Raw genomic sequence first — 11,295 nt, 5'->3', positions numbered from 1 at the left:
TTATTATACTTTATAAACTCCCAATTCTCTGTGTCCATTATTTAGACTAACATCATCCTCTACAACGTTAAGGCAGAGTCGAATGTAGTACCAATGTATGTTTTTAGTAGACTTCAAGGAAATGCCACTTTAGAAGCTGAACAAAATATAAAAATATTACCAAAAGGAAAGTATTTAACGATAGCTTATAGTAGAGAAAATGAAGATGAGCGTAGAAATAAAATAATTAAATATGTAAAAGAGCATAATTTAAAGGTAAAAAGCTTCATGGAAGTGGAGTTATATAACGATTTCTTTAATACAGAATCTTATAGTTGTCAAATTCAAATATGTATAGAAAATAATGACACAGTATAGAAAAATTATTTCTCGGAATTTAATAATGGCTCATCACCAAAAGTTGGTGATGAGCCATTATTATGCTAGAAGACCGCCATCAATCACATATTGACTTCCCGTAATATAGGAGGACGCATCTGAGGCTAAAAATAACACGAGATTAGCTATTTCTTCTGGCTTCGCATAACGTTTCATTGGGACATTCTCCATTGTCTTTGCTCTTAATTGCTGTGCTTGTCCAGATGCTTTACCTTCTTCAATGGCAAGCATCATACGTGTATCTACATAGCCAGGACAAATAGCGTTTACACGAACTCCAGCATCTACAACTTCTAATGCTGCTGATTTTGATAAGCTGATAACTGCATGTTTGGATGCTGAATATGGTGCAAGTCCTCTAGCACCTCGAAGCCCTGTAATAGACGCTGAATTGATCACACTGCCATATCCTTGTTCCACCATCAGCGCCAACACATGTTTTAAGCCAAAGAAAACACCTTTAATATTTACATTTAGCACTTTCTCTAAATCTTCAGCAGTTGTTTCGATAATAGAAGCGTCTTTTCCTTCTATGCCTGCATTATTAAAAAATACATCAATTTTTCCGAATTTAGCTTTTGTATTTTGCACAAAATTTTCTACTTGCTGTTCGTTTGTAACATCTGCTTCTTGGATTAAATAATCTTCTAGCTGCAATTCATCGACAAGTGCATCTAACGCTTTCTTATCCAAATCAACCAATACTAGCTTTGCTCCGTGAGAAGCGAATAGTTTAGCAGTTTCTTTACCAATACCTCCAGCTGCACCTGTAACCAACACAACTTTTTCTGTAAATTCCATATCCCCACTCCTCGTATCTTGCAAATTTTTAATTTACAGCTTCTTGCACGTCTGCTTTTTTTCGATCTGGATGTACTAAAGCAATAAACAAGATAGCTACAATAAAAATAATTCCTGCAACCATTAAAAATGAATAGTTAAATCCTTGTGCTAAATGGTCTTTCCCAACCATTTCAATAATAAAACCTGTTAAAATTGGGCTTATTGCCGCAGCTACATTTTGGAAGGCCACGATAATACCTGATAAAGTTGAAGTACGTTCTGGCAGTTGATGACTCATGATAATATGTGATGTTGAAAGTATAAGGTATCCTAAGCCATACGCTAAACTAATTGCAATAACCGACCATATTGGAGTATGAATAAAATAAAGTGAAGCGAAGAATAAAGAACCTACTAACATTCCAGCCCCAGTTACACCAACACGTGCTCTCCGAATACTCTTAGTTTTCTTAAACACTTTGTCAGAAATCCATGCCATTAAGAAAGCGATAAATACAGATGATCCACCAATCATCAACGTAGAGTATGCCATATTCATTTCAGACAATTTAACAACTTGTGTAAAGTATAAAGGCATCCAAATTTGCATCCAACTAGATAAACAGAAATAACCAAACGTTGCAAAGAGTGTAAATAAGCATGTTCTAGACAATAATACTGGGTATAATTCTGCCCACGTCACTTTGTTTTTTGGTGTTTCTACTACTTCTACTTCTTCATAAAGTGTTGGACTCTTTTTAGGCACAACAAACACCCATACAATAAGTAATACGAGACTAGCTACCCCCATCATGGCAAATGTATGTCTCCAACCAAATGCTTGAATTAAAAACACAACTATTGGTGCAACAGCATAAGCTCCAATTGTTGCACCTGATGTAAAAATAGTCGTAACCCTCGCTCGCATTTCAGTTGGAAAATAAGAGAATAATAGACGTAAAGAGGCAGGTGCATAGCCGCCTTCAGCCATACCAAGTAAAATGCGATACAACAGAAGTGTAGAAAATCCAACAATCACATAGCCTCCAAATTGAAGCACAGACCATACTAATAGCATAATAGTAATCATTTTTTTAGAGCCGAATTTATCTGTCAGTGCACCAATTACAATGGCAGCAATAGGAAAAATCCAAAAAAAGCTACTGCCAATGATGCCCCATTGCGCATAGGACAATCCTAATTCATCCATTATGGGTACCGAGGCCAGACCAACTACACTCTTATCAGCAAAGTTAATTAAAAACCCCAAAAACAGAATACCGAGTACAATCCACCGCATAAGCACTCCTCCTACATGGTTAGTAAAAACTTTGTGTCACGGAAAAAAAGGTGGTAATTCCACTTTTTAATTTCGTGGAATAAATTTATATAAAGCTATTATTTTGAAATTTGGGCTCTTCACCAAAATATGTACTTGACTGCACATTCCGCTACGGGAGGACGTGACCTCCCACAAAAGAATGTGCTTTTCAACCTACTTTCAAGAACAGATTTTAGTAGTAATCCTAAATTTGCACAGAAATCATCTTGATATCTAAATAATCCTCTAAGCCGTACTTGCCACCTTCTCGGCCCATTCCACTTTCTTTTACACCACCAAATGGTGCCTGAACTGCGAATGGTAATGCATCATTCACCCCAACCATCCCATAGTCCAATTGTTCAGAAACCCTATAGTTGCGGGATAAATCCGTAGTATAAAAATACGAAGCTAATCCATATTCAATATCGTTTGCTCGTTGAATTACTTCTTCCTCTGTTTGGAATTTAATCAATGGAATAACAGGCCCAAATGTCTCTTCTTTTACGATTAGCATGTCATCTGTAACATTAGCTAAAACTGTTGGATCATAAAAATATCCTTGAGCATACTGACCATCCGATAATTTTCTTCCGCCATTTAAAATGCTAGCACCTAACCCCACCGCATTTTCAACTTGTTCGTGAACTTTTTCAAGTGCTTCCGCATTGATTAAAGGTCCCATGTCATTTCCTTCATCTAATCCGTTACCAACCTGAATATTTCGAACTCTTTTATTTAACTTTTCCGAAAATTCATCATAAATTTTTTCTTGTACATAAATCCGATTTGGACAAACACATTGTTGGCCATTAGAACCGAATTTACTTTTTATCAGTCCATCAACCGCTAATTCAAGATCTGCATCATCAAAAATGATAAACGGAGCGTGTCCACCTAACTCCATCGATACACGTTTTACCGTTTCTGCGGATTGGCCAATTAACACTTTTCCTACTTCTGTAGATCCTGTAAATGAAATTTTTTTAACGGCTTTACTTTTCATCAATGTATTTGCAATAGGGCCGGAACTACCCATCACTAAATTCGCTACCCCTTCAGGAAGGTCAATTTCATCAAAGATTTTAAAAAGTGCAATAGACGATAACGGCGCTTCTTTAGACGGTTTCAAAACAATCGTGCAGCCCGTTGCTAAAGCAGGTCCCAGTTTTCTCGCAGCCATCGACAACGGAAAATTCCAAGGTGTAATCGCTCCAACTACCCCTACAGGTTGCTTAATTACTTGAATACGTTTATTAGCGGCTGATGCAGGAACAATATCACCATAAATTCTACGAGCCTCTTCGGCATACCATTGAAAGAAAGCTATACTTGAAGCAACCTCTTGCCTCGCATGATGAATGGTTTTCCCCATTTCTTTCGTAATGATTTGAGCAAATGCTTCTCTTTGTTCTTTGAGCTTTTCGACTATTTTCCATAAATATGAGCTTCGTTGCTCTGCGGCAAGTGAAGACCATTCTTTAAAGGCCTTTTCTGCTGCCTTAATTGCGTCCTCTGTTTCTTTTTCACCTACAAAATATACCGAATCCACTTTTTCTCCAGTTGCTGGATTATGAACATCAAACAACGTATCTGTCGTAATCCACTTCCCATTAATATACATAGCTAACACATCCTCTGCTCATAATAGACGTCATAAAAAACGTACACCATTTTACGAAAGTGGTATCTTTTCTGTTTTGAGAGTTAGGTTAAAACTCTCGTAGTTTTTAGCAGCTACTTCATCACAAATTTTGCGATATTCACCTACACCGCCTACATAAATGAGGAATCCTCGAGATTTCCCTTCTATATTTGCTCCTGTGTACCATGAGTCTACTTTTGTCATAAGCGTTTTTTGCGCTAACTCAAAGCAATGCTTACTCCAAGCTTCTTCCGCTTCCACTTTCGCTTCAATCGTTTCAATCCCTTGCTCACGCATATGCTCCATGCAATCACCAATCCACTCTACATGTTGCTCAATTGATATAGGCACATTGGAAAGTACGGATGGGCTTTCAGGTCCAGTAATCATAAACATATTCGGGAATCCTGCAGTTGTAAGCCCTAAATAAGTTCTTGTTTGAGTACCATCTTCCCATTTTTCTTTCAGTGATACACCGTTTTTACCACGAATATCAATTTTAAATAACGGACCTGTCATTGCATCATAACCTGTCGCAAAAACAAGAATATCTAATTCATGTTCCTGCTCAGAAGTTTTTAAGCCTTTTGGTGTCACTTCTACAATTGGAGAAGATTTCACATCAATTAGAGTGACATTCTCACGATTAAATGTTTCATAATAATTTGTATCCAGTACTGGTCGTTTAGCCGAGTAGTAATAACTTGGTTGTAATTTTTCAGCTACTTTTGGATCTTTCACTGTTTCAGCAATTTTTAAGCGAATAAATTCACTTGCTGTTTCATTGGCAGCCTCATCGACTAAAAGATCATTATACGTTTGACTAAACCCTAAGCCACCTCGTTCCCAAATCTTTTCATATTCTTCATTACGTTGTTCCGGTGAATCTTCAAGAGCGGAACGATCATTCACAATCGTATGAAGATATCCCATTTTAGACCAGCGAATTTTTTGACGAATGTCAGCGTAGTTTTCCTTCACCTGTTTCAGAAATTCTGGATCATACGGATAGTTTCTCGCAGGCGTACTATATGCTGGCGTTCGTTGGAAAACAGTAAGATGTTCCGCTTCTTGTGCAATCACTGGCGTAGCTTGGATTCCACTTGAGCCTGTCCCAATTAAACCAACTCGTTTCCCTGTAAAATCTACCTTTTCATGTGGCCAATGTCCTGTATGATACGCTTGCCCCTGAAAGCTAGTTAAGCCTTTAAAGTTCGGAATATTCGAGGCAGATAAACAACCTACACCCGTGATAAAATACTTTGCAGTTAATTTCTCTCCCTCATCCGTATAAATAAGCCACTTTTTTTGCTTTTCATCATAATGTGCTGCTGCAATGCGTGTATTAAACTGAATACTACGACGTAAATCTAAGCGATCTGCTACAAAACTCAAATATTTTAAAATTTCTGCTTGCTCCGGGAATCTAGAAGTCCATGTCCATTCCTGAATTAATTCCTCTGAGAATGTGTAGTTATAAATAATACTTTCTGAGTCACATCTCGCTCCAGGATATCTATTGGCATACCAAACGCCACCTACATCTGGTGCTGCTTCAAAAGCCTGCACTGAAAATCCCGCTTCTCTTAAACGGTGGACCATATATAATCCTGCAAAGCCCGCTCCAATAACAATTGCGTCTACATTTACTCCCTTATTTGTATTGGTCATGTTATCTCCTCTTTTCCGAAAACGTTTAATTTATTGAAATTGTTTGCTAGATAGGTAGCAACCTCATTTACCGCTTCTTTTCCTTGTTCTAAAATTCCACTCATCCAAAAGAATCCGTGTATCATGCCTTTATAACATGTCGATGTTACTGGAACACCTGCGGATTTTAGTCGCTCTGCATATGCTAATCCTTCATCACGTAAAGGATCATATTCTGCTGTGATGACTAACGCTGGAGGTAATTTGGTCAAATCTTCTGCAAGTAACGGTGCTGCATAAATATTTCCTTTATCCGTTTCTTTCTCCAAATATGCTTGTGAAAACCACACCATACTCTCATAGGTTAAAAAGTAATCTTTTCCATTTTCTTCATACGAATCGGTATTAAAAGAGAAATCCACCACTGGATAAATTAATACTTGTGACACAAAATTAAATTCTCCACTTTTTCGCGCCATCATTGTAACTGCTGCTGCCAAATTCCCACCTGCACTATCTCCGCCAACAGCTATTTTTTCAGAATCTCCATTTAATTCATGTGCATGTTCAAACACCCATTTTGCCGCTGCATAGCAATCCATTAATGGCGTTGGAAATTTATGCTCGGGAGCTAAACGATAGTCTACAGATACTACGATACAGTTTGCTTTATTTACGATATTCCGACAGGGCTCATCTACTGTTTCAAGATCTCCTAAAACCCATCCCCCACCATGAATGTAGATAAAAATAGGAAATAAACCTTCACCTTCTGGCTTATAAATCCTCAGTCCAATTTCGCCACCTTCTACTGGAATCATATAGTCACGCACCTCTGCTACAGATTCAGTAGGGCCTGCCAGTTTGCGAAGTTCTTTGTTTTTTGCCCGATTTTCTTCAACCGTTAACGTCGAGTTTGACGGTCTTCCTTTCAAAGTATCTAAAAATACTTTTGCCTGAGGGTCCAGCATATGTTCTTCACCTCTTTTCCCTAATCATTGTTCAACTTTACGCGATGTTACAGCTGAAACTTCATTGGTTACCTTCAAAATAATTTCTGCTGGGATCAGAAACTTTCCTGCAGCTGAATCGTTTTGGACTTCTTGAACAATTGACTCTAGCGCGGAAGGTTGGATGTCGAATTCAGAAAATGTTTCTGGCATCTCTATTTCATCGCGTAAACCTCGAATGAACTGAATAACTTCCCTTAAACATTCCAAATCATCTGATGATGAATTTTCGATTCCTAACGCTTTTGCGAAGCCTTTAATTTTTGGCAAATAGAGTGAAGGAATGGCAGCCATTACATTCGGTAAAAGAACAGCGTTTGCTAATCCATGTGGAATTCTAAATTTTGCTCCAAAGACATGCGCCATATTATGTACAGGCACGCCATTATTACCAAAGCCAAAAGCAGTAATTGCCATCGCACTGGCTATTAGCATATTTTCACGTGCTTTTACATTGGCCCCATCTTTCACTACTTTCGGTAGATTTTCTGCAATTATTTGAGCTGCATGCAATGCATACGAATCTGTGAATGGTGTGGCAGTTGTTGAAAAGTACCCCTCAATTGCATGTGTTAATGCATCCATTCCTGTAAATGCCGTTATCCGAGGAGGCAATCCAACCGTTAACTCAGGATCTAAAATAGCAATATCTGCATTTAAATAAGGTGTTCTTACAACAAATTTCGTACCTAATTTTTCATTGAAAATAACTGCCATTGGCGATACTTCTGCGCCTGTTCCAGCAGTAGTTGGGATGGCTATGTGTGGAACGCTACTTGGCTTTGCTTCTGGAGGAAACTCTCTTACACTATTAAGCAGTACCCTCTCCATATCATCACTTTCTTTCCCAAGCAACCACTTAATCCCTTTCACAGCATCTAGCACGCTTCCTCCACCAAGCGCAACCAACGTATCTGCCTGCTGATCTTTAAAAAATTGAACAGCCTTCGTAATATTTTGGGCTTTGGCATCTTGTTCAACAGCATCAAAAATACCAACCAATTCTATAAATCTATCTGAACCCTGAAACAAATTAATAATTTCATCAGCAATTCCTGCTTGAACTAGCCCTTTATCTGTTACTAATAAAACTCTTTTGCCACCTAACCCATGAATCATTTGTAAAAGTTGCTTCCTTGAACCTTCTCCACTTGAGATAGCGGTTCTTAAATGAAATTCCGAAAAAGAATTATTCATTTCTCTCACCTACTTTTCAAAGTAATAGTCAACACTGTGGAAATGATGTACATCATACCTGCCCTTACACCGTGCTCCCTCGCAATGTAAGGGTTTACATTTCCATCATAACTTGCTCTTCTCCTTTTACATATCCCTAAAAATAGGGGGTTTCAAATTAACAATTTCAGCATTATATATACATAAACCTCATTAATAACATGGAAAAAGGAATTTAATCATTTTCAAACTGCAGTATTTTTGATATTATGAGAATATTCTAATAGTTTTAGTGAGAGGAGGTATGTCTTTATGCTTATTAGTACAACGATTAAAAATCAAATACAATCGATCTCTTCTGCTACTTCTCTTGATGATAAGCAAGTTCTTGCCGTTAGAGGTTTCATGGATATTTTCCAATTTTCACGTGTAGGTCTATATTTCTATTCAACACTCAGCAAGGTTGGAGAAGGTATATTACGAATAGACAAGCAAGGGATTTCTTCCTTAAGGGATTGGCGAGAAGATGTACGAAACATGCCACCGATTTATGCTGCTATTCAAGAACGCAAACCGAAGCATATCGATACAAATTTAATTCGAGAGATTCCTGTAAAATATACGAATGGTGTCTCAACAGAAATGCTTGTTGTTCCGCTCAGTGACAATTCACATGTAGTTGGATATGCTTGTATGGGCAGTACAGATACTTTTACTGTTAAGGATAGTCTTATGTATTCTTTAGGTCTGTACGGTGAGCATTTAGGGCAAATTTTCGGCAAAGACGATTACTCAAACAATCCTAAGAAACTGAGTAAAAGAGAGTTAGAGGTTTTGCAAAAAATGTCCTGGGGAGAAAGTACAAAGGAGATGGCAGCATCTATTGGTATTAGTGAGTTTACTGTCCAAGATTATGTTCGTTCTGCCATTCGCAAACTCGATGCTTTCAATCGTGTCCAAGGAGTTGCCGAAGCCTTACGTAGAGGTCTAATTCAATAAAATCATTTTGCACAAAAATAATGATGTAGTGAGAACCTTTCTCTTTTTATGTTGTTGAAAACTATTATCTCAATAATATTAAGGTTCATTTTAAATACAATATGGCTCTTCGGCAAAACGAGGGGTTGATTTCCGTTCCGACTGAGCGCTTTGGCCGCTGACGCTTCGCTTTCGCGCAGAGCAGAGCTTCCTGGGGGCGTCCGATGAGCCGCTTCACTCGCGTTGCTCGCTCCAGGGTCTCATCTGTGACGCTAATCGAGGGCACTGAAAAACTCATCAAAATTAAAATTTTTTAACTCAAAAAAAATATCGGGCGCCATTTCATCCTTTTTTAGGAAGGGGTCGTCCGATTTCTTTCATTATTCTTTGCTTTTTTCGTTCATTAGTTTTAAAATTCTCTTCATATTCACGACAAATAGCGTTGCGGCTGCTTGTATTTGCATACCAAATAGACCCGTGGCGTTTGCTTGATTATACCCGTGTCTGTTTTTTATTTCACTATTCTTTGCTTCGATTTTATAGCGTTCTTTTGCCAATTGTTTAAAGGATTCCGTTTCCTGAAACACTTCTTGTTCTATGTGTTCATTTGACAGAAGAGAAACCGAATAACTTTTTGTTTTCGCTCCTTCTTTATAACACCCTTCTTTTAAAGGACAAACTTTACATTTTTCTATATCAAAGAAATATTTTAATTGTGTATTTTGCGTGGAATTCTTACGCTTTTTAATACTTTTACTCTTTGCTAAATGTCCAGCAGGGCACACATATAAATCGGCATCTTTATTAAACTCAAACTTACTTTCTTGCTTCCGTTGACCGTTCGTAATAACAGGATGTAGCCTTGAAATGAGTTGAATCTCTTTCTTTTTTGTGTATAATAAATTCTCTTTACCAGAATACGCTGTATCTCCAAGAATGGTGTTCACTTCTATGCCTGCTTGCTCACTCTTCTCTACTAGCTCTTGTAAATAATTCCCGTCACTTTTTTCACCTGTTGTTACAACTACTGCTGTTATAAGTCTTTCATCACTCATTGCCAAATGTGTTTTATAACCAAAGAAAGGATTCTCTTTAGATTTATAACCGACACGTGCATCAGGATCAGCTGAGTAATTTATTTTAAGCTCATAATCTTCAATAACTTCTTTGAGGACATTTACTTTTTCTTGTACACTTGGTATTTGAGCAATAGCCTTATTTTCTTCTATTATTTGAATGACTTGGTGACAATAGTCCACTTCTTTTTGGATATCTTGAGAAGTCGGTTTAGTGGGAAATTTTGATTTCATTGTTTCATCGAATTGATACACGGCTTTTCGTACCTGTTTTGATTTCTCTTGTAAAAACTCTTTCGGGGACTTCTGTTGGTAGCGTGCCTTCGTATGTGTTGCGTCTACAATCAATGTTTTACTTTTTAAAACACCCTGTGCAATAGCTAGTTCTACGGTTTTGTGAATGAGTAAATCTAACAATTGGACATCTTGTAAACGTAATCGACGGAATTTTGTTAAAGAACTTGCCTCAATAACACCTTCTTCTGGTGCCATATCTAAAAAATATTTAAAGGACATATCATATTTAGAACGTTCTACTACATCAACATCAGAAATATCATAAATTGCCTTAAGTAATAAATATTTGAACATACGAATAGGTGAAATAGCGTAACGACCATTATCTAGACAATATTTAGTCTCTAATTCCTCTAAAACAAAAGTAAAATCAATTAATTCCTTCATTTGACGAAGCATATTATCTTTTGGCACAACTAAATCATAGATTGCCATATGAGGACTAAGAGCAAGCGTTTCTTGTTTGGAAAGCATAAAAAGCACCACCTAAAATGAACAGTATACTAATAATTATAGATGAAAAAGAAAAGGAAGTAGAGAAAAAATTCGCTACTTCCTTTATCTAACCACTTTTTCAGTGCCCTCGACGCTAATCCCCAAGGAGTCGCTCAGTCTCCACTCCAATCACCCTACTTCACATAGCATGTATCTTCTGGCATATCACTCTAATTTATAGTGATATAACGAAACTTCAGCAATGTTTTATCTGTGCGAAAGCGAAGCGACAGCAACAATCTGTTTTATCTGTGCGAAAGCGAAGCGACAGCAACAACGTAAGCGGAGGATGCGGCTCGATGCTCGCCCATGGAAAAGCGAGTAGCCTGGAACTGAAATCACCTTCATCTAAAGCGCCCCAACATTCACAAAGATTTCCTTGACCATTTTATTTTTCAACACAAGAAAGAGGCTAGGATAAAACTAGCTGCTATTAAAGAAAAAAGAGAAATCGATGCTGTTCGATTTCTCTTTTTTCTTGTTTGA

General features: G+C 37.5%; 10 protein-coding genes and 1 pseudogene. 3 read left to right on the top strand and 8 right to left on the bottom strand.

From position 1 onward, the window contains the following. Positions 1–54: 54 nt before the first annotated feature. Positions 55–357: pseudogene (locus tag QRN68_RS17140) on the top strand (MerR family transcriptional regulator); the annotation flags it as partial. Between the two features lie 60 nt (positions 358–417). On the opposite strand, the gene QRN68_RS17135 reads toward QRN68_RS17140, so the two are convergent. The 6 genes from QRN68_RS17135 to QRN68_RS17110 all read right to left on the bottom strand — a co-directional run bounded on the left by QRN68_RS17135 (position 418) and on the right by QRN68_RS17110 (position 7,984). Beyond that, on the bottom strand, positions 418–1,179 hold the full coding sequence (locus tag QRN68_RS17135; RefSeq protein ID WP_285398125.1) for an SDR family NAD(P)-dependent oxidoreductase: 762 nt from the start codon (positions 1,177–1,179) through the stop codon (positions 418–420). A 28-nt stretch (positions 1,180–1,207) separates the two neighbouring features. Continuing rightward, entirely contained in the window at positions 1,208–2,461 is a 1,254-nt protein-coding gene (locus QRN68_RS17130) for an MFS transporter (RefSeq protein ID WP_285398124.1), read from the bottom strand. A gap of 226 nt (positions 2,462–2,687) precedes the next feature. Continuing rightward, positions 2,688–4,106, bottom strand: a complete 1,419-nt coding sequence (locus QRN68_RS17125) for an NAD-dependent succinate-semialdehyde dehydrogenase (RefSeq protein ID WP_285398123.1) — start codon at positions 4,104–4,106, stop codon at positions 2,688–2,690. A gap of 51 nt (positions 4,107–4,157) precedes the next feature. Continuing rightward, positions 4,158–5,798, bottom strand: coding sequence for a flavin-containing monooxygenase (locus tag QRN68_RS17120; protein WP_285398122.1), 1,641 nt, complete (start codon positions 5,796–5,798; stop codon positions 4,158–4,160). Next, positions 5,795–6,748 carry an alpha/beta hydrolase gene (locus tag QRN68_RS17115; protein WP_285398121.1) on the bottom strand — a complete coding sequence of 318 codons (954 nt, stop codon included), beginning with the start codon at positions 6,746–6,748 and terminating at the stop codon, positions 5,795–5,797. The genes QRN68_RS17120 and QRN68_RS17115 overlap by 4 nt, the downstream gene beginning before the upstream one ends. Positions 6,749–6,772: 24 nt before the next feature. After that, complete coding sequence (locus QRN68_RS17110) at positions 6,773–7,984, bottom strand: iron-containing alcohol dehydrogenase (protein WP_285398120.1); 1,212 nt, start codon at positions 7,982–7,984, stop codon at positions 6,773–6,775. A gap of 291 nt (positions 7,985–8,275) precedes the next feature. Between QRN68_RS17110 and QRN68_RS17105 the strand changes: the two genes are divergently transcribed. After that, positions 8,276–8,962, top strand: coding sequence for a LuxR C-terminal-related transcriptional regulator (locus QRN68_RS17105; RefSeq protein ID WP_285398119.1), 687 nt, complete (start codon positions 8,276–8,278; stop codon positions 8,960–8,962). A gap of 85 nt (positions 8,963–9,047) precedes the next feature. Here the strand turns inward: QRN68_RS17105 and QRN68_RS17100 are convergent, their stop codons facing one another. Together QRN68_RS17100 and QRN68_RS17095 are read right to left on the bottom strand one after the other, a co-directional pair. After that, the gene (locus tag QRN68_RS17100) at positions 9,048–9,227 is read right to left on the bottom strand and encodes a hypothetical protein (RefSeq protein ID WP_285398118.1); all 180 of its coding nucleotides are present in this window, start codon (positions 9,225–9,227) and stop codon (positions 9,048–9,050) included. Positions 9,228–9,321: 94 nt separating this feature from the next. Beyond that, positions 9,322–10,788 (bottom strand): IS1182 family transposase, encoded by a 1,467-nt coding sequence (locus QRN68_RS17095; protein ID WP_285398117.1) that lies wholly within the window; start codon positions 10,786–10,788, stop codon positions 9,322–9,324. A gap of 223 nt (positions 10,789–11,011) precedes the next feature. On the opposite strand from QRN68_RS17095, the gene QRN68_RS17090 reads away from it, so the two are divergent. Continuing rightward, on the top strand, positions 11,012–11,134 hold the full coding sequence (locus tag QRN68_RS17090; protein WP_285398116.1) for a hypothetical protein: 123 nt from the start codon (positions 11,012–11,014) through the stop codon (positions 11,132–11,134). Positions 11,135–11,295: the final 161 nt, after the last annotated feature.

Origin of the sequence: Lysinibacillus sp. fls2-241-R2A-57 (genome assembly GCF_030209535.1) — a bacterium.
GTDB lineage: Bacteria > Bacillota > Bacilli > Bacillales_A > Planococcaceae > Lysinibacillus.
This window is presented reverse-complemented; position numbering and strand designations above follow the sequence as displayed.

Excerpts from the sequence above, each read along its gene's own strand:
- QRN68_RS17135 (WP_285398125.1), bottom strand. The coding sequence starts at position 1,179 with ATGGAATTTACAGAAAAAGTTGTGTTGGTTACAGGTGCAGCTGGAGGT.
- QRN68_RS17130 (WP_285398124.1), bottom strand. The coding sequence starts at position 2,461 with ATGCGGTGGATTGTACTCGGTATTCTGTTTTTGGGGTTTTTAATTAAC.
- QRN68_RS17125 (WP_285398123.1), bottom strand. The coding sequence starts at position 4,106 with ATGTATATTAATGGGAAGTGGATTACGACAGATACGTTGTTTGATGTT.
- QRN68_RS17120 (WP_285398122.1), bottom strand. The coding sequence starts at position 5,798 with ATGACCAATACAAATAAGGGAGTAAATGTAGACGCAATTGTTATTGGA.
- QRN68_RS17115 (WP_285398121.1), bottom strand. The coding sequence starts at position 6,748 with ATGCTGGACCCTCAGGCAAAAGTATTTTTAGATACTTTGAAAGGAAGA.
- QRN68_RS17110 (WP_285398120.1), bottom strand. The coding sequence starts at position 7,984 with ATGAATAATTCTTTTTCGGAATTTCATTTAAGAACCGCTATCTCAAGT.
- QRN68_RS17105 (WP_285398119.1), top strand. The coding sequence starts at position 8,276 with ATGCTTATTAGTACAACGATTAAAAATCAAATACAATCGATCTCTTCT.
- QRN68_RS17095 (WP_285398117.1), bottom strand. The coding sequence starts at position 10,788 with ATGCTTTCCAAACAAGAAACGCTTGCTCTTAGTCCTCATATGGCAATC.
- QRN68_RS17090 (WP_285398116.1), top strand. The coding sequence starts at position 11,012 with ATGTTTTATCTGTGCGAAAGCGAAGCGACAGCAACAATCTGTTTTATC.